The 17,025-nt window shown below is 53.7% G+C and carries 20 protein-coding genes and 1 pseudogene; 12 read left to right on the forward strand and 9 right to left on the reverse strand.

The window, feature by feature from the left end; genetic code table 11:
• Window positions 1-65: 65 nt before the first annotated feature.
• Together MTP39_RS04725 and MTP39_RS04730 are read left to right on the forward strand one after the other, a co-directional pair.
• Window positions 66-278, forward strand: a complete 213-nt coding sequence (locus MTP39_RS04725) for an HFLK protein (protein ID WP_097770682.1) — start codon at window positions 66-68, stop codon at window positions 276-278.
• 209 nt (window positions 279-487) lie between these two features.
• Entirely contained in the window at window positions 488-667 is a 180-nt protein-coding gene (locus tag MTP39_RS04730) for a desulfoferrodoxin family protein (protein WP_442899414.1), read from the forward strand.
• Window positions 668-739: 72 nt separating this feature from the next.
• On the opposite strand, the gene MTP39_RS04735 is transcribed toward MTP39_RS04730, so the two are convergent.
• The 3 genes from MTP39_RS04735 to yedE are packed head-to-tail and all read right to left on the reverse strand — an operon-like array spanning window position 740 to window position 2,329.
• Window positions 740-976, reverse strand: coding sequence for a DUF3343 domain-containing protein (locus MTP39_RS04735; RefSeq protein ID WP_097778274.1), 237 nt, complete (start codon window positions 974-976; stop codon window positions 740-742).
• Window positions 977-985: 9 nt separating this feature from the next.
• The gene (locus tag MTP39_RS04740; protein WP_097778273.1) at window positions 986-1,207 is read right to left on the reverse strand and encodes a sulfurtransferase TusA family protein; all 222 of its coding nucleotides are present in this window, start codon (window positions 1,205-1,207) and stop codon (window positions 986-988) included.
• Between the two features lie 21 nt (window positions 1,208-1,228).
• On the reverse strand, window positions 1,229-2,329 hold the full coding sequence (gene yedE / locus MTP39_RS04745) for a YedE family putative selenium transporter (protein WP_249241638.1): 1,101 nt from the start codon (window positions 2,327-2,329) through the stop codon (window positions 1,229-1,231).
• A 167-nt stretch (window positions 2,330-2,496) separates the two neighbouring features.
• Here yedE and MTP39_RS04750 point away from each other — a divergent pair, with 167 nt between their 5' ends.
• Window positions 2,497-3,393 carry a selenium metabolism-associated LysR family transcriptional regulator gene (locus MTP39_RS04750; RefSeq protein WP_249241639.1) on the forward strand — a complete coding sequence of 299 codons (897 nt, stop codon included), beginning with the start codon at window positions 2,497-2,499 and terminating at the stop codon, window positions 3,391-3,393.
• 191 nt (window positions 3,394-3,584) lie between these two features.
• On the opposite strand, the gene MTP39_RS04755 is transcribed toward MTP39_RS04750, so the two are convergent.
• Window positions 3,585-4,238: an NAD(P)H-hydrate epimerase gene (locus tag MTP39_RS04755; protein WP_249241640.1), complete on the reverse strand. Its 654-nt coding sequence runs from the start codon at window positions 4,236-4,238 to the stop codon at window positions 3,585-3,587.
• Window positions 4,239-4,440: 202 nt separating this feature from the next.
• Here MTP39_RS04755 and MTP39_RS04760 point away from each other — a divergent pair, with 202 nt between their 5' ends.
• The 7 genes from MTP39_RS04760 (at window position 4,441) to MTP39_RS04790 (ending at window position 10,430) form a co-directional block, all read left to right on the forward strand.
• Complete coding sequence (locus tag MTP39_RS04760; protein ID WP_249241641.1) at window positions 4,441-5,424, forward strand: Gfo/Idh/MocA family protein; 984 nt, start codon at window positions 4,441-4,443, stop codon at window positions 5,422-5,424.
• A gap of 40 nt (window positions 5,425-5,464) precedes the next feature.
• Entirely contained in the window at window positions 5,465-6,088 is a 624-nt protein-coding gene (locus tag MTP39_RS04765; protein ID WP_442899415.1) for a methyltransferase family protein, read from the forward strand.
• Window positions 6,089-6,145: 57 nt separating this feature from the next.
• A complete protein-coding gene (locus MTP39_RS04770) occupies window positions 6,146-6,913 on the forward strand; it encodes an EFR1 family ferrodoxin (protein WP_249241642.1) in 768 nt (255 codons plus the stop codon).
• Between the two features lie 283 nt (window positions 6,914-7,196).
• Window positions 7,197-7,955 carry a cyclase family protein gene (locus MTP39_RS04775; RefSeq protein ID WP_249241643.1) on the forward strand — a complete coding sequence of 253 codons (759 nt, stop codon included), beginning with the start codon at window positions 7,197-7,199 and terminating at the stop codon, window positions 7,953-7,955.
• 18 nt (window positions 7,956-7,973) lie between these two features.
• Window positions 7,974-8,450 carry a YbaK/EbsC family protein gene (locus MTP39_RS04780; RefSeq protein ID WP_249241644.1) on the forward strand — a complete coding sequence of 159 codons (477 nt, stop codon included), beginning with the start codon at window positions 7,974-7,976 and terminating at the stop codon, window positions 8,448-8,450.
• Between the two features lie 302 nt (window positions 8,451-8,752).
• On the forward strand, window positions 8,753-9,535 hold the full coding sequence (locus MTP39_RS04785) for a ZIP family metal transporter (protein ID WP_249241645.1): 783 nt from the start codon (window positions 8,753-8,755) through the stop codon (window positions 9,533-9,535).
• Between the two features lie 208 nt (window positions 9,536-9,743).
• On the forward strand, window positions 9,744-10,430 hold the full coding sequence (locus tag MTP39_RS04790; protein ID WP_249241646.1) for a class I SAM-dependent methyltransferase: 687 nt from the start codon (window positions 9,744-9,746) through the stop codon (window positions 10,428-10,430).
• Window positions 10,431-10,510: 80 nt separating this feature from the next.
• Here MTP39_RS04790 and MTP39_RS04795 read toward each other — a convergent pair whose 3' ends face one another.
• The 3 genes from MTP39_RS04795 to MTP39_RS04805 all read right to left on the reverse strand — a co-directional run bounded on the left by MTP39_RS04795 (window position 10,511) and on the right by MTP39_RS04805 (window position 14,300).
• Window positions 10,511-11,644 carry an SLC13 family permease gene (locus MTP39_RS04795; protein ID WP_249241647.1) on the reverse strand — a complete coding sequence of 378 codons (1,134 nt, stop codon included), beginning with the start codon at window positions 11,642-11,644 and terminating at the stop codon, window positions 10,511-10,513.
• A 65-nt stretch (window positions 11,645-11,709) separates the two neighbouring features.
• Window positions 11,710-12,642: an AEC family transporter gene (locus tag MTP39_RS04800; protein ID WP_249241648.1), complete on the reverse strand. Its 933-nt coding sequence runs from the start codon at window positions 12,640-12,642 to the stop codon at window positions 11,710-11,712.
• Window positions 12,643-12,908: 266 nt separating this feature from the next.
• A complete protein-coding gene (locus MTP39_RS04805) occupies window positions 12,909-14,300 on the reverse strand; it encodes a sodium-dependent transporter (protein WP_249241649.1) in 1,392 nt (463 codons plus the stop codon).
• A gap of 116 nt (window positions 14,301-14,416) precedes the next feature.
• On the opposite strand from MTP39_RS04805, the gene MTP39_RS04810 reads away from it, so the two are divergent.
• Window positions 14,417-15,313 carry a LysR family transcriptional regulator gene (locus tag MTP39_RS04810; protein ID WP_249241650.1) on the forward strand — a complete coding sequence of 299 codons (897 nt, stop codon included), beginning with the start codon at window positions 14,417-14,419 and terminating at the stop codon, window positions 15,311-15,313.
• Between the two features lie 47 nt (window positions 15,314-15,360).
• Here the strand turns inward: MTP39_RS04810 and MTP39_RS04815 are convergent.
• Window positions 15,361-15,522: pseudogene (locus MTP39_RS04815) on the reverse strand (tryptophan synthase subunit beta); the annotation flags it as partial.
• A gap of 131 nt (window positions 15,523-15,653) precedes the next feature.
• Between MTP39_RS04815 and MTP39_RS04820 the strand changes: the two are divergent.
• Window positions 15,654-16,469 carry an alpha/beta fold hydrolase gene (locus MTP39_RS04820; protein ID WP_249241651.1) on the forward strand — a complete coding sequence of 272 codons (816 nt, stop codon included), beginning with the start codon at window positions 15,654-15,656 and terminating at the stop codon, window positions 16,467-16,469.
• A 109-nt stretch (window positions 16,470-16,578) separates the two neighbouring features.
• On the opposite strand, the gene MTP39_RS04825 is transcribed toward MTP39_RS04820, so the two are convergent.
• Complete coding sequence (locus tag MTP39_RS04825; protein WP_442899416.1) at window positions 16,579-16,986, reverse strand: YbaN family protein; 408 nt, start codon at window positions 16,984-16,986, stop codon at window positions 16,579-16,581.
• Window positions 16,987-17,025: the final 39 nt, after the last annotated feature.

Genomic DNA, 17,025 nt, shown 5'->3' on the forward strand with positions numbered 1-17,025 from the left:
GGACAGCTCTTTCGATAAAATGACCGCAGAAGAAGCAAAACACACTTCGGATGGAGGAAAATACAATGGCAAACGGCGATTACGGCTATTTCGGCAAAGGCGATACGGGCTATGCCCAGTACATGACGGCCTTCAACCGCAACTTCGGCGGCTCGTCCGGCGGTGGCGGTGGGAACCACAACAATGGCGGCGGTGGCGGGGGAGATGGCAGCGGCTGCGGCTGCCTCATTGCCATTGCGGTGGTGGTCGTGCTGGTGCTTATTGCCATGGGAAGCTGAGGGCAGCCCTACGGTGCAGGGCTGCTTGTGGTAAACGGCGGAAAAAACTAAAAAAGCACTTGACCCTGACGTTGCGTTATACGCCCGCATGAGCTGGGGAATGAAGTTTGCGGGCGAGGTGTAAGCACACACCTTGCTGCAGGTATTTTTCATGCGAAAACCATGGTATACAGAGAACGACAACTCGGAAGTTGCAGGGGGTAACAGAGATGAAAAATAGGATAATCGGTGTTATCCAGTGGCTCTATGTGGAAACGGCGCAGGGCGGCCACATCCGCTATCTCCATCCGGGCGAGGCACCCAGAGCGGCTTTTGAGCTGGGCGACGAGACACCGGTGGCGGTCTATGCCTACTGCAATCTGCATGGCCTGTGGACGACAAAACTCTGATAAAACAATAAGTCCCCTCCGCGCAGATACCCGGAAAGCGAGATCCGGGTCTGCACGGAGGGGACGATTTTGTTATAGCAGAACTTCTTTGGTCTGTTCGATTTCAACAGGGCACTCTGCAAGCAGGCCGGAATGCTGCCGATACGCATCCGGTTCCATCCGCCATGCGATCCCGCAGCCAGCAGAAAGTTCCCGCGGAACAGGGATCAGCCTGCCGGGAATCCCGTTCTGTTTGCAAAAGGCTTCCAGTTCCATGACCGCAGAAGTAGTGTAGAATGTCAAAACCTGATAGGGCTTTTTTGCTCTCATACGCTGCCGTTATGCCTGAAAGGTGATCTCAAAACAGCCATCCGCCCGCGTGGTCGTCTGACCGTCCTTGTGTTCATATTCCAGCATTTTTTCAATGTTTTTGCGGGTGTGCGCTTCATCACCGAGAACGCGGATCATCTCGCCCGGATGCTCTTCCATCGCATCCATCGTCAGCAACACCGGTTCAGGGCAGGAAAGGCCGCGAACGTCCACTTCAACAAATTTAGCCATTGTGCTTTCTCCTTTTTCAGATCATTTTGCCGCTTTTTTACGGCGCAGGTTGGTTGCTGCAATCACAAACAACAGTACAATGCAAACAATGACTGCAATCTTGCCGGGCATGGCCGGGCCGCCGGGAACAGCGGCATCGGTCGCTGTGGCAGCTTTGGCGGCGCTGCCGACCAGATTAAAATTGTGTGCAAAAGCGGCACCCAGAAGCATACCGAGGAATGTTACCGCGCTGTCGGAGGAGCCCTGCCCTGCAAGGATCAGCTGACGCAGCGGGCAGCCACCGGCCAATACCGCTGCAAAACCGACAACGTACATGCCAAGGACGTTCCACAGATGCTGCGAATGTGCAATGGGCTGGCCGGAGAAGCTCAGATGGAAATTGCCGGTGGCAATGTTATAAATGGTCATGACCGCAAACAGCGCGGAAATAATGCTGAGCAGGTCGAAATTCTTCATTAGGATCACATCGCGGATGCTTCCGGCAAAGCACATACGGCTTTTCTGTGCGAGGGCACCGATGACCAATGCGACCACCAGTGCCAGCAGCAGCGGAGCGTGCTTGCTGCCGGGGCCTTCCGCGCTTGCCACATAAGCACCCGTTGCCACACCAATCACCAGCAGAGCAGCCAGCAGAACCGGCAGCACCGCACCGCTGAGCGACTTGGCTTCATAGGCTCTTCCCAGAGAAAAGCCTTTTTTCAAGAAGCAGGAGCCAGTGGCGACACCGCCAGCAAAGCCGATGAGCGCCACATACGCATTCAGGTCACCGGCAGACATCCGTAGCACCATGCGCAGCGGGCAGCCCAGAAAGACCAGTGCACCGATCATCATAACGGCACCCAGCAGAAAACGCACCATCGGCGCAGAACCGGCGGTAGAGCGATACTCTTTGGTTGCCATGGAAATCAGGAACGAGCCGCAGACAAAGCCGACGATCTCAGGGCGGAAATACTGAACGGGTGCAGCGGTGTGCAGTTTGAGCGCGCCTGCCGCGTCGCGGATGAAACAGGCCACGCAGATTGCCATGTTGGCCGGGTTGCCAGACATGGCCAGAAGCATGACCAGAAGTCCGATGACCACACCGGACAAGGCCAGCTTCCATGTTTTGTCGAATAATTTCATGATTTCCTCCTTTTTTAGCGGGTGAACTTTACCAGTTCAGTATAACACACACGATTTTTCAGGGGAAATTGATTTTATTGATAATCCGAATGTACTTATTGATATAATCAATGAGCGGAGCTATAATAGAAGAAAAAACCTTTTCAGCACAAAAAAAGGAGCGCAGCATGGATATCCGCCAACTGGAAGCCTTTGTGTATACCGTAAAATACCAGAGTTTTTCCCTTGCGGCTCAAAAGCTTTATCTTTCGCAGCCGACCGTCAGTTCGCATATCAACAATCTGGAAAAAGAACTTCATACACAGCTTTTGAAGCGAACGACCAAGAGTTTGTCGGTTACGCCCGCAGGGCAGACCCTTTACAACTACGCAGCTGAGATCCTGAATCTCCAGCAGAAAGCGATCCTGGAACTTTCCGATAAAAATCAGAAGCTGCTGCACATCGGTGTTTCCTCCGTTCCGTCCCTCTATCTTCTGCCGGAACTGCTGTCGGCGTACCATCAGGAAATGCCGGATGTCCGCTTCCGTACCAGCTGCTCGGACAGTCTGGATGTCATTCGGAAAGTAACAGATGGAACCTGCGATATCGGGCTGGTCGGCACGAAAATTTCGGATACACCCTGCCGCTTTCTGCCGGTCACTTCGGATGAACTTGTGATTGCGGCCCCGGCTACACCGCATTTTCAGGCCTGTCTGGAATTGAAAGATCCGGTTTCCATGCTGCTGAAAGAACCGTTTCTCCTGCGGGAGGATACTTCGGGGACAAAACAGGAAACGCTCTATTATCTGAAAAACCGGGGGCTTTCGCTGGACGATCTGAATGTGATCGCTGTGATGGATGATGCCGCTTCGCTGATCCGCTGCATCACACTGGGGATGGGCGTCTCCATCCTTTCCCGCGCAACGGTTCAGAACGATGCACAGCTTGGAAAGCTGTTGATCATTCCTCTGGAACAGTCGGCTTTCTTGCGGAAACTCTATATCGTGTATTCTTCCACACAGTTTATGTCGGAACAGACGGTGCACTTTTTTGCGTTTATGAAACAGTTCTATGCCATTTCCTGAAAAAGGAACCGATGGCTCCCGGCCTGTGGATGACAAAACTCTGATAAAACGAAACGTCCCTTCTGCGCAGATACCCGGGACGTGAGATCCAGGCCTGTACGGAGGGGACGTGCGTTGTTTCAGAGCTGTCACAGGCATTTGCCGCAGCCGTGCCACGGATTCCAGATATCGTGCAGGATGACCACCTCCCATTAAAACACCGGGTGCCATTCATCCCAGATGCCAATGTCGGCGCAGACGATCTTTCCGCACAGCGGCGCAGAAGTTTCTGCCATATGCAGCGGTTTATAGCTGTCGAAGGTTACGGTCAGGTCGGCACGGACGGCACCCTCAGCAACTTCGCCGGTATCCGTATTGATGCCGCTTGGCAGGTCTATGGCCAGCACAAAGGCACCGCCCTTGTGCTGGCGGCGTATTAGTCCGCAGGCAGCAAGGCCGGAAGGCCGCAGTTCACCATGGAACCCGGTGCCGTAGAGGGCGTCCACAGCAGCATCAAAGCGCTGCGTTTCCAGTACGGAACCGTCGGTGCAGATGTGCACCGGCAGGGAGTGCAGACGCTCAAAATTGAGGATGGTGTCAGCGGTTTTCGGCTCGCCCTCGGCCAGAAGAACGGTCACATTCCAGCCGTCTTTTGCAGCGGCACGGGCGATCACGAACCCATCGCCGCCGTTGTTGCCCTTTCCGCAGACCACCAGCAGCCTGCCGGGATGCGGAAACTGCTTTTGCAGTTCAGCGTAAGCCGCCAGCCCGGCGTTTTCCATCATTTGCAGGTAGGGCAGACCGTGGACATCTCCGGCCCGTTCGATTTCCTTCATCTGCGCAGCCGTCACAATGCGGTGTTTCATGTTGGCACCTTCTTTCTGTCTTTATTATAATGGATGGGACTGCTGGGAACAAGATGAAAGATGCCGGTGCATAGAATCTGTCCCCGGAGAGTGGCAATAAGCCCTCCGGGGATATTTTTGTTTTTGGGAATCTTTTCCGCAAGAGAAAATCATGGTATACTGAACGCAACGAATCCAAAGTAATAAACCGGGAGGTACCGTTATGAAGTGGGGAATTTTAGCGACCGGCACCATTGCCAAAAAGTTTGCATCTACGGTGGAACAGATGGGCGCAGAGGGGGAGCAGCTTGTTGCCGTGGGGTCACGGCATCTGGAAAGCGCACAGGCGTTTGCACAGCAGTACGGCATCCCCCGCTGCTATGACTCCTACGAAGCCCTTGCCGCCGACCCGGAGGTGGAGGCTATCTATGTTGCCACCCCCAACACCCTGCACTACGAAAACTGCAAGCTCTGTCTGGAGCAGGGCAAGCACGTTTTGTGCGAAAAGCCCTTTACCATCCGCCCGGAGCAGGCGCAGGAGCTGTACCGTCTGGCAGAGGAAAAGTACCTCTTTCTCATGGAGGCGTTCTGGATCTGGCTGCTGCCGCTGTACGACCGTCTGCGCCAGATCCTTACTGCTGGCACCATCGGGGAGCTGAAGCAGATCACCTGTCAGTACGGCTTTGTGGCCTCCGGTGCCCGGAAGGACCGCAAGTTTGATTCCGGTCTGGGCGGCGGTGCGCTGCTGGATATCGGCATCTACAATCTGGGCTTTCTGCGCATTCTCACCGGACAGGACCCGGAGAAGGTGGAGACCAAAGAGGTGCACATCAACGAGTACGGCACCGACGATTACAGCCGCCTTGTGCTGACCTACCCCGGCGGCTGCATGGCAGAGTCGGTCCAGACCATCGGGCAGGAACTGGAGCGCAATGCCCGTATCGTTGGCACCAAGGGCAGCATTTTCCTGCCGGATTTCCAGCACGCCGAGACCATGACGCTGGAAGTGGAGGGCAAAGAGCCGGAGGTCATCCGCTGTCCGGTGGACATCAACGGCTTTGAGTATGAGATCCGGGAAGCAAGCCGCTGCGTCAAACTGGGGCGCACCGGCAGCGACCGCTACACCCCGCAGGACAGCCTTGCCCTGACCCGCCTGATGTACGACACCCGCATGGGCTGGGGCATGAAGTTTGCGGGCGAGGTGTAAGCACACACCTTGCACAGGGGGCTTTTTGTGTGCGGAGATTATGGCATACGGAGAACGACAACTCGGAATTTGGAGGTACACGATGATAATAAAAATTGTTACAATTTCACTGATGGCAGTGTTCTACATCTGCTATTTTGCAAAGCTGATTAGTCAGAAAAAGCAAGGCATAAAGACAGACCAATTAGGAAAAGGAAAAGAGGGATTTGTCAAATTTATAGAAGTAGCTCTTAAAATAATCACATATTTGCTTCCTGTAATACAGATTATCAGTATTGTGTTTTATTCGGGAACAGCACATATTGTGTTGCAATTTACAGGAGTTGTAATAACAATGTTCGGTGTACTTGCTTTTATTGTTTCTGTTACACAGATGAAGGAGAATTGGAGAGCAGGTGTGCAAAAAGAAGAAAAGACCAATTTGGTAACAACGGGCATCTATTCTATTAGCAGAAATCCTGCATTTTTGGGTTTTGATTTAATGTATATAGGAATATTGTTTTCGTTCTTTAATTGGTTCCTTTACTTTGCCACAGGTTTTGCAGTGGTATTTTTTCATTTACAGATAGTCAATGTAGAGGAAGATTTTTTGATAGAAGCATTCGGAAATGAGTACCTGCAATACAAATCAAAAGTATGCCGATATTTAGGAAGAAAAAGATAAATTCCAGTTTGCTGGGCAGACTGGTATCTAAAAAACACAAAAAACGAAGGAGCAGCCATGGTACTTTATTTTACGGGAACTGGCAACAGCCGATATCTGGCACGGCGTATTGCCGAAGGGTTGGAGATGCCGCTTTACGACCTGAACGCTTGTGTCAAGGCAGGGAATACCGCCCCGGTGCAGACCGGGCGGGACGTGGTGCTGGTAACGCCTACCTACGCATGGCGCATCCCCCGGGTGGTGTCGGAGTGGCTGGGCAAGACCGCGCTGACCGGGGCACAGCGTATCTGGTTTGTGATGGACTGCGGCAGCGAAATTGGCAATGCGGCAGGCTATAACCGGCAGCTTGCAGCGCAAAAGCAGCTGCAGTATATGGGCACAGCCCAGATCATCATGCCAGAAAATTACATTGCCATGTTCAATGCACCCCAAAAAGAGCAGGCCCGGAGCATTGTGGAGCAGGCAGAGCCTGCGCTTCAGAAGGCGCTGATCCGGCTCAAAGCCGGGCAGGAATTCCCCCCACCGAGAGAGAGCCTCTACGACCGCTTTATGAGCGGCCCGGTGAACCCGGTGTTCTATCGCTTTTTTGTAAAAGCCGATGCCTTCCGGGCAACGGATGCCTGCATCGGCTGCGGTAAGTGCGTGGAGCTGTGCCCCCTGAACAATATCCATCTGGAAAACGGCAAGCCGGTTTGGGGCAAAAACTGCACCCACTGCATGGCGTGCATCTGCTACTGCCCTAAAGAAGCCATCGAGTACGGCAAAAAGAGCAGGGGAAAGCCACGGTATCACTTTGAAGCACTGGAAAAGAAGCAGGACGTATGAAATTAAGGGGGCTCCGGCGGCAGGCAACCGGCTGATGATAAGGCAGATTTGTCCTTGAAAGAATAAACCTATTGACATGGTGCGAAAATGGGTTTATACTATCCCCAACACAAGGGAGGGAGCACAGGCAGATGAAACATACAGCAGATGCCCGGCACAGGCTGCCCGGGCGAATGCGCTGCTCCCAGACAATTTTCCGGCAGACAGACTGAGAAAAAACAGGAAGATGCCGTTGTCTGGGAGAAGCACCCGGACATACATCGTCAAAAAAGGAGAACCGACAATGGCTGATTATAAACTGTGGAACGCACTGAAAGACGCTAAAAAATATCGCTGGGTGGAACTTTCTCACTCACTGAACAATGAAAGCCCCTACTGGTCCGGCATCCCGGAAGGCTCTGTGGAACTGGCAAAGACCGTGTGGGACTGGGGTAAGCCGGAACTGGAATGCCTGATCCAGACCTTCAAATTCCCCGGACAGTTTGGTACCCATATTGACTTCCCGGGGCACTTCATCAAGGGCAAAGCACTGTCCGAAAAGTATGATGTGAACGACCTGATTTTCCCGCTGGTGGTCATTGATATTTCCCAGCAGGCCAAGAAAGACCCTCGCTACGCTGTGACGGTGGAGGACATCAAGGCCTATGAGGCAAAGTACGGCCCCATCCCGGATGGTGCGCTGGTAGCTCTGCGCAGCGACTGGTACAAGAAGTGGCCGGATATGGATGCGCTGTCCGGCATCGACGCAGAGGGCAAAGAAAATGCTCCCGGCTGGTCGCTGGAAGCATTGGAGTATATCTACAAGGTACGCAATGCCGCCGCCAACGGCCACGAAACGCTGGATACCGATTCCTCTGCAGTGGCGGAGGAAAAGGGCGACCTTGCCTGCGAGCGCTATGTTCTGGACAACGACAAGCTGCAGGTGGAGGTGCTTGCAAATCTGGATAAAGTGCAGCCTGCCGGTGCGGTGGTCATTGTTTCTTATCCCCGCATCGAGAGTGCAACCGGTCTGCCCGCGCGGGTCTGGGCCATTACCGAATAAGAGCGGGGAAGTGGGAAGATGTCCTTTGAAAAAGCAAAAGCAGATCTGGAAGAAAAAGGTCTGGGAGACCATGTCATTGTGCTGAACGAGTCCTCGGCAACCGTGGCAGAAGCAGCGCACGCACTGGGCGTAGAGCCTGCCAGCATCGCCAAAACGCTGTCGGTTTTGCAGGGCGAAAAGCCGGTGCTTATTGTTACCGAGGGCACGGCAAAGCTGGACAACCACAAGTACAAGAGCCTGTTCCACATGAAGGCCAAAATGATCCCCTACGATGAGGTGGAAGCCTATGTGGGGCATGCCCCCGGCGGCGTGTGCCCCTTTGGGGTGAACGAGGGCGTGGCGATCTATCTGGACGAGAGTCTGCGCAAGTTCGATACCGTCTACCCGGCAGCCGGCAACGGTCACACCGCCGTCAAGCTGACCTTGCAGGAGCTGGAAGCAGCCGCCGGAGCCGAGGGCTGGGTGGATGTCTGCAAAGAACCGGAAGGCGAGTAAAAATACGATAAACGCAAAGGGAGTTCTGCCCGGACCTTTGTCCGTGACGGAAATCCCTTTTTGCTTCGCAGAGTAATTCACAACACGCTTCTATCTTTATTTCTATCGTAAGTCAAGAAATTAGTGCAACATTCAAACAGCATATTTGCGATATGCAATTCAACGCTGTTGCTGTTGCATTAAAAAAGTTGAATTGCAATAAAAGCATATAGTTAGCTTCTCCTAAAATCCCTTGACCTTTTTGCCGGAGTGCAGTATACTTTTTATGCAGTTAGTTATGAATAACCACAAGGGGGTACTACATGATACAAGACGCATTCTGGGGGATCTTGATCCCCTTTCTGGGCACAAGCCTTGGGGCGGGCTGTGTGTTCTTTTTGAAAAATGCTTTGCGTGACGGCATCCAGCGTGCCCTCACCGGCTTTGCCGCCGGGGTCATGGTGGCGGCATCCGTATGGAGCTTGCTGATCCCGGCTATGGAGCAGGCCGCAGATCTGGGCAGGCTGGCATTTTTCCCCGCGGCGGTGGGGTTCTGGCTGGGTATCCTGTTTTTACTGCTGCTGGACCATCTCATCCCACATCTGCATCAGAACAGCTTGCAGGCCGAAGGGCCAAAAAGCCAGTTCCAGCGCACCACCATGATGGTTCTGGCGGTAACGCTGCACAACATCCCGGAGGGTATGGCAGTGGGCGTAGTCTATGCCGGATACCTTGCCGGAACTGCTCAGATCACTGCCGCCGGGGCGCTGGCGCTTTCCCTTGGCATTGCCATCCAGAACTTCCCGGAGGGTGCCATCATCTCCATGCCCCTGCGGGCAGAAGGAATGAAAAAAGGCCGGGCGTTCTGGGGCGGCGTGCTGTCCGGCATTGTAGAGCCCATCGGGGCAGTGCTGACGATTCTGGCGGCAGGCATCGTGGTGCCCGCGTTGCCCTATCTGCTCAGCTTTGCAGCCGGTGCCATGCTGTATGTGGTGGTGGAGGAACTGATCCCGGAAATGTCGCAAGGACAGCACTCCAACGTTGGCACAATGTTTTTTGCGGTAGGCTTCAGCGTGATGATGGTGCTGGATGTGGCACTGGGGTGACGGTTGGAGATTCCGAAAGCGAAATCTCTTTCGTAATCCCCGAAAAAGCCTAAACTCCTTGACAGAGGCAGCAGCAGGGCGTATTATTTTGGCAGTGGGACCGCTGTGAAGCGGCTTTTTATAGAGCAGAAAGTTAGTTTTACCTAACTATTCGACGCCCGTATCCCGGAGGACGTCTGGAAAAGGCAGCGCGTAAGGAGGACGGAACATGGAACGAAAAGAAGCGATTCGCAGCGCCTATCGGCTGACAGGCGGCAACAACTTTTATGACGGCATGATCACTTGTTCCACCCTGAGTGGGAAAGCGGTGTGCCGCTTGGTGTGGGATATGAACAAAGCGGAAAACGATGCCTATCTGGAAAAGGCATTGTCCGGCATCCCGGAACATTTTTCCGGAAAGCTGCTGGAGGTGCCGGTGGGCACCGGTATTCTGACCATGCCGCTTTACAGGACACTGCCCAAAGCGGACATCACCTGTCTGGATTACTCGGCAGATATGATGGGACAGGCGCAGGAAAAGGCAGACCGCCTGCACCTGAAAAATGTGACCTTCCGGCAGGGAGATGTAGGTGCGCTGTCCTTTGCGGACGGTGCATTCGATATCGTTTTGTCACTGAACGGCTTTCACGCGTTCCCGGATAAAGAGGCCGCTTACCGGGAGGTGTTCCGGGTCTTGAAGCCCGGTGGGACCTTCTGCGGCTGCTTTTATGTAAAGGGGGAGCAGAAGCGGACGGACTGGTTTGTCCGGCATGTTTATGAAAAAACGGGGTTCTTCACGCCGCCCTATGAGACGGCTTTCAGTTTGAAAAAACGGCTGGAGGAAATGTACGCAACCGTAACATTTGGAACAGTGAAGAGCATGGCATGGTTTGTCTGCCGGAAAGGACTACAATGAAATTTAAGACATTTGGAGAGTGGGTGGTGTTTGCCGGGCTGCAAAAAGAAAGACGTTCATAGCGCTGCCTGATGCCGCGCTCAGCGGAGCAAGAACCACACGCCCAGCAGAATCGCAAGGAAGATCAGGTTGGACAGGGTGAACAGCCCGAAATACTGCTTCTTTCCCTGTGGCAGCTCCCGTGCGATCTGCCGGTAGGAAATAAGACTGGCCATGGATGCGATCAGAGTGCCAAGACCTCCCAGATTGGTGCCGATGATGAGGGCTGGTGTCTCTGCCGTGAACCCGGACAGCAGCAGGGCGGCGGGAACATTACTGGTGACCTGCGAAGCAAGAACCGCCACCAGCACTTCCCGGCCGGTCAGAAACTCCTGCAGCCAGCCGGAGAAAGCGGGAATGCGGCCAAGATTGCCAATGAAGATGAAAAAAGCTACAAAGGTCAGAAGCAGGGAATAGTCCACCGCCCGTAAGGTGTGCGGGTCTGCAAAAAGGGCGCAGACGAGCACAGCGGCAAAGGCGATGCCATAGGGCAGCACCCGGATCACGGACAGCAGGCAAACGGCAAACAGAACCAGATACAGCAGGATGATCTTCTGATCCCCCTGAGATGCAGAAGAAGAAACAAGCTCGTCCACGGAGAGGGCAGCAGAGGCTTTCCGGCAGACCATTGCTGCCCAAGCCAACAGCAGGAGCAGAGAGACCAGGGTGTAGGGTAGCATAAGAAGCACAAAGCCCCCGATGCTCATGCCGCTTTTTCCGTAAAGATAGAGGTTCTGCGGGTTGCCGATGGGGGTCAGCATACTGCCAAGGTTTGCCGCAATGGTCTGCATACAGACCACCGGGATCAGAAGGGAGCGGCGGACATCCGCTCCCAAACGGCTCAGGACCACGAACGTAAAGGGAACGAAGGTCAGCAGGGAAACATCGTTGGTGATGAACATGCTTCCAAAAAAGCACAGCCCAACCAGTACCAGCGTCAACTGAAAGGTGCTATGGGTACGGGACAGCAATGCCCGGCCCAGTCCATCAAAAAAGCCCTGCCGCCGCAGCCCGGCCATGACCGTCATCAGGGAAAACAGGATCGCCAGCGTGCGCAGGTCGATGTAGCCGAGATACTGCGCATCCGGCGGAACAAAGAAGGCGGAGACAACGGCCAGCACAGCGGCTGCGGTGAGGACCGTTTCCTGCTGAATGAATTGTTTGAGTAGTTTCATAGAGACACATCCTTGTAATTGTAAAGGCAGCCCTGCTACGGTGCCGGACGGCCTTTTTTCGTATTTCAGAGCAACAGCTCAAACAACCCGATCATCAGCGGCATGGTCAGGATGGAAAGCAGCGTGCTCAGGACATAGATCGCGCTGGAATGAGAAGCATCCCGATCATAGAGCTGTGCCATGGAGGTGACTGTTGCACAGGCGGGGGTAATGGCAGAAAGGTAGACCGTCATCAGGATGGACTTGCCGTCCGGGATCCAAAGGGATGCGTGAACTGCCCAAAGCAGCAGAACGATGACCAGCGGAACACCCAGCAGACGCAGAAATACCGGCAGATAGTTGCGCGGGGTGCAGAAAACCTTTTTGAGGGGGACTTCCGCAATGGCCATGCCTGCCAGCAGCATTCCCATGGGGCCGATCATATTGCCGACACTGCTCAGTGTGCTGGTGATCGGGGCGGGCAGCGAGATGTGCAGCAGGTACAGCAGAGCACCGGCTGCAATGGCGATCAGATTGACATTGGTAAGGAGCTTGCGCCATTCCAGCCGGGCAGACCCCTGCAGGCAGGCGCTTGCATGGGTCCAGAGCAGTACCAGCTGTACAATGACAAAGGCGCAGGAGTAGACAACATATTCCTCCCCCAGCAGAGCCTGCACAATGGGAATGACCAGCGCGGCGGCATTGCTGTAAATGATATTGACCTGCTCCACGGCGTCCAGCTTGAGAGCTTTGCGGAACAGCGCATTCAGAAGCAGAAATACAGCGTGCATTCCAACGGCGATGCCCATGGAATAAAGCAGCCCGGTGCGGATCTCCGGTGTATCCTTGATCTGAAAGGCGTTCAGAACGACACAGGGCATGACCAGATAGACAAAGACCACAGACAGCACCTTACTGTCCGATGACTTCAACAAGCCGGTTTTTACAACGGCATATCCCATCAGCAGAATCAGAAATAGCTGCGCGATCTGCTGCATCAATAAAAGGCTGATTTGCATTTAGAACTCCTCTTTTGCAATTCGTTTTTGCAGCACCATCCTACTCCATTAGAGCGGCATCGTCAAGAGAAAACAGGAAAAACGCGATTCGAGCAAGAAAAAACGGATGGCTCTGCAGAACCATCCGCTAAAACTGGTATCGTCAGTCTTTCCGATACTTATATGCACCCTCAATGGCGTAGACCAGATGATAACGGAACCGGGCGTGTCGGGGCGAGTCCCTTTCTGCGCGTCCGGCTTCCAAAAAGCCCGTGCGGCTTCACGGTTTAAGCAAGGATTCCGGTGGACTGCAAAAACAGCACCAGCATCATCACCGGGGCAACATAGCGGATCATCACCCGGTAGAGCTTCTTGCGGCGGAAGGTCTCGCCGTTGCGCTGCATCTCGTCAATGACGTAATCCGGCGTCATGACCCAGCCGATCAGGATGGTGGACAGCAGGGCAATGAAGGGCATCATGACGCTGTTGCTGACGTAGTCCATGATATCCAGCAGCTGAGCCGCAGAGCCGTTGGGCAGCTGTACCTCAAAATAGAAGATGCTGTAACCCAGCGCAATGATGGCGGAAGCGGCCAGATAAATGACCGTCAGCACAAGCACCGTCTTTTTGCGGCCCGAGTGGAAGATCTCCATGCAGTTTGCGGTGATGGATTCCAGCACCGAGATGCAGGAGGTCAGGGTGGCAAAAATGGCGGTGACGAAGAACAGGATGCCCACAAATGTGCCGGCCTTGCCCATAGCGGCAAACACCTTGGGCAGCGAGACGAACATCAGGCTGGGGCCTGCGCTCATGCCCTCGGTGCCGGAGAACACATACACGGCGGGGATGATCATGGCACCGGCCAGCAGCGCTACGCCGGTATCGAAGATCTCGATCTGATTCACCGCCTTGTTCAGGTCTACTTCCGGTTTGACGTAGGAACCGTAGGTGATCATAATGCCCATGGATACGCTGAGAGAGAAGAACAACTGACTCATGGCGTCCAGCAGGATCTGCAAAAAGCGGCTGACGGTCAGCCCTTCCATGTGCGGGGTCAGGTAGTAGCGCAGACCCTCCAGACCGGTGCGCATCTGCCCGGAAGCGTCCTCGTGGCGCAGGGTGAGGGCGTAACCCGCAATCACGACCACCAGCACCAGCAGAATGGGCATCATGTAGCGGGACACCCGCTCAATGCCGCCCTCCACGCCGTTGTACACGATGAAAGCAGTCACGCCCATGAACAGCAGAGCGAACACCACAGGCGACACCGGCGAGGTGATAAAGCTGGTGAAATAGCCATCCTCGGCAGCGGCGGCAGACTGTCCGGTGAGGTAGACCACCGCATATTTCGTGATCCACCCGCCGATGACGGCGTAGTAGGTCATGATGAGAACGGGCACCAGAAAGGTGAGGATACCGAGGAATTTCCACTTGGGACGCATAGTCTCGTAGGCGCGGATGGCACTCTGCTTGGTGCGGCGCCCGATGGCGATATCCGAGGTGAGCAGGGTAAAACCGAAGGTCAGCACCAGCACCAGATACACCAGCAAAAATAAACCGCCGCCATCCTTTGCGGCAAGGTACGGGAACCGCCACAGGTTGCCGACACCCACTGCACTTCCGGCGGCAGCAAGGACAAATCCGATTTGCCCAGAGAAACTGCTTGCTTTCTTTTCCATGATTCTTAAACTCCTATCCTAAAAACCTATTGTAATATAGGATAACATGAAGTATCATATCAGTAAACCAAATAAAATTACTGTGACCTATAAATTTTACTTATGGAGCGTTTGCGATGCGGGAACAGAAAGACCGATACGAGATATTCTTGAAAGTATGCGAAACGGGCAGCTTTTCCAAAGCAGCGGAGGCGCTGAACTATACCCAATCCGGCATCAGCCAGATGATGGCAGGGTTGGAAGAGGAATTGGGCGTGCAGCTGTTCGCCCGCATCAACCGGGGCGTGACCCTGACCGATAACGGGACACGTCTTTTGCCCTATATCCGGGAACTTGCCAACCAGAAGACCCGGCTGCGGCAGGCGGCGTTCAACATCAACCACAAGGTGGAGGGCAAGCTGCGGGTGGGCAGCATTTCCAGCATCACCACCCTCTGGATGCCGGAGGTCGTGCATTATTTCAAGGAAAACTACCCGAAGGTGAAGATTGAAATTCTGGACGGCAACTATGATGAGATCCGGGAATGGATCATCCGTGGACAGGTGGACTGCGGTTTTCTCTCGTCCATTGTGGCAGACGACCTGAAATTCTACCCGCTCCGGGACGACCCGTTGTGTGCCGTGTTCCCGGAGGGGCATCCGCTGGCTGCACAGCCCAGTGTGACCCTGCCGCAGCTGTTTCAGTGCCCGCTCATCATCGAAACGCCCGGCTGCGACAATGATATCCAACACCTGATGCTCAAATGCCCGGTGAAGCCGAATATTGCATATAGCTTCCGGGACGATACCCTCATCATGGCCTTCGTGCGCAGCGGGCTGGGCGTGACTATCTCGCAGGAACTGGTGATGCAGGCATTCGGCTGCCCCGACGTGGTGTCCCGCCCGCTGAAACCTGCCTGCTGCCGGACGCTGGGGCTGGCGTTTTCCAAGACGGCAAACTCGGTGGTGAGCCAGACACTGCTGGAATATCTGAAATCCACCCGGCAGCGAAAGGATCCACCGCAGATAAAATAAGAACAAAGAGCGGAGAACGGTATAAAAGCCGCTCTCCGCTTTCCCGGCAGCTGCTCCTTGATCTCCTTGGAGATGACCGCCTGAAAATCGCGCACGATGGTGGGGAAGGGGTAAGGCCCCCTCACCGAGCCAAGGCAGTAGTGGGTGTCGCTGATGCGGCTGGTCCACTCGCGCATGGCCTCGGACACGGCATCCTTCAGCGTGCCGGTGCATAGAATCTGTCCCCCGGAGAGAGGTAACAAGCCCTCAGGGGTTATTTTTTGTTTTTCGAAACCTTTTCTGTAGGAAAAAAGCGTGGTATACTGAGAACGACAACTCGGAATTTATGGAGGAAAGCCCGATGAAAGAAAAGACTTTTCAAACTCGATGCGGAACGATTCACTATTGGGCAAGCGTGTCAAACCCGGATGCACTTACTCTTGTTTTTCTGCCGGGTTTGACTGCGGATCATCGATTGTTTGATAAGCAGATTCAGCATTTCGAGAACAGGCAGAATGTTATCGTCTGGGATGCACCGGCACACGGTTCCTCATGGCCGTTTCGGTTCGATTTTGATCTGTTCGATAAAGCAAAATGGCTGAACGATATCTTAAACCAAGAAGGAATTACAAAGCCTGTTATGATCGGGCAGTCTATGGGTGGATATGTGGGACAGGCTTATGCGCAGCTTTATCCTGACAAAATGAAAGGTTTTGTCTCCATTGACTCTGCACCGCTGCAACGAAGTTATGTGACGGCAGTTGAACTTTGGCTTTTGAAACGGATGGAACCGGTATATGCTCACTATCCGTGGAAATGGCTCCTGAAATCGGGGTCGGAAGGCGTTGCCACGTCTGATTACGGTAGAAATCTCATGCGCGAAATAATGCTGACTTATGACGGCAATCAGAAACGCTATGCACAAATTGCCGGACATGGTTTTCGTATTTTGGCAGCGGCTATGGAAAAAGATCTGCCGTATGAGATCAAGTGTCCAGCTTTATTGATATGCGGCACACAAGATCACGCTGGTTCATGTATACGCTATAACAAGGCATGGCATTGCAATACAAAAATTCCTTTGACGTGGATTGAAGGAGCGGGACATAATTCCAATACAGACAAACCTGAACAGGTGAATCGTTTGATAGAAGAATTTATTGCAAATATTTTATAACAGGCAACTTCCCGCTGATCAAGTGACGAATGCAATCCATCCCTCTGCGGACGACCCTAAAACGGTTGTCCGCTTTTTTATGCCCTGCCGCAGCTTTGCAAAGCTTGATTTACTCTGCGTTTTCCTGTTCTTGTTCAGCAGGCTTTATGGTCTTGACCCGCAGGGCGAAGTACAGCAAATGACAGGCCCACACCACTGCAATGCAGACCCTGCCGATGGGCGCGTTTTTCATGCAAAGAAAGCCGATGGCCATAACAGCGGTGACCATTGCGATGATCTTGCATTTTGTTCCGGCTGTCATGGCTTTTTTCTGAATGAAGCTGTCCAGATGCTTTTTGTACAAGTTCGTACCTACGAACCAATCGTGTAGTTTTTGAGAGCTTTTCGCAAAGCAGAGCAGGGTCGCCATGTAGAAGGGAACAGTGGGCAGAATGGGGAGCACGATTCCCACAGTGCCCAGAACCATGCAAAGAAAGCCCAGTACGATCCAAAATGCTTTTAAGAGTTTTTTCATCATCTTCTCCTGTTGATTTTTTGTGTTGCTGTACGGCAGTGC

Origin of the sequence: Faecalibacterium sp. I3-3-33 (assembly GCF_023347295.1) — a bacterium.
GTDB lineage: Bacteria > Bacillota > Clostridia > Oscillospirales > Ruminococcaceae > Faecalibacterium.